Here is a 611-nt window from a genome sequence, read left to right as displayed (position 1 = left end):
TTATTTCGCCCTGTCGGCTTATAAGATTTCGGGGCGGTGGCTTCAGCCTCCCTGTTTTAACCTTTGTACTCTTTTTCAATCTGCTTTTTTTACTTTAAATATATTATATAATTCAAAGCCCCTTTAATTTATTCTCACAAACATACTTTTTATTGCCTCTAGAAAGTATTTATTCAATAAACCAAATTTTCAAGGAAGGTTAAATTTGGAAGATACCGTTAATAGAGTTATTAAAGTCCATCCAAACTCAAAACGTAATGCACTATCGCTTATATGCCTTGGATGTATATTGATACTTCTTTTTTGGCTTATCAGTTTATTTTTTTGGCAAGCCATTAAAATTCAATTGATTTTGCTCATATGTGTCAGCTTAATCATTGCATTCATAGGGATTCTTAAATATTTAGAGCCTGAAACCAGCTTTTTTATCACACCTAAAATGATTGAATATTGCCACCTTAATGGCAAGTGGACACTTCCATGGCAAGATATTATTCGCTTTGGAGAAGTTAAAGCAGACGTCAGAGGGGAGCATACACAGTTACCTTACCTCGGTATGTAGTGGTCTAATGATCTCGGACACCATTTAAGGTGGTATTATTATCACTTAT

1 protein-coding gene is annotated in these 611 nt (G+C 34.2%); it reads left to right on the top strand.

Features of this window, described 5'->3' with window-relative positions; genetic code table 11:
- Positions 1–205: 205 nt before the first annotated feature.
- Positions 206–562 (top strand): DUF2982 domain-containing protein, encoded by a 357-nt coding sequence (locus tag V6256_RS15165; RefSeq protein ID WP_341599101.1) that lies wholly within the window; start codon positions 206–208, stop codon positions 560–562.
- Positions 563–611 lie beyond the last annotated feature (49 nt).

This window comes from Psychromonas aquatilis, from assembly GCF_038155185.1.
Taxonomy (GTDB): Bacteria; Pseudomonadota; Gammaproteobacteria; order Enterobacterales; family Psychromonadaceae; genus Psychromonas; species Psychromonas aquatilis.
This window is presented reverse-complemented; position numbering and strand designations above follow the sequence as displayed.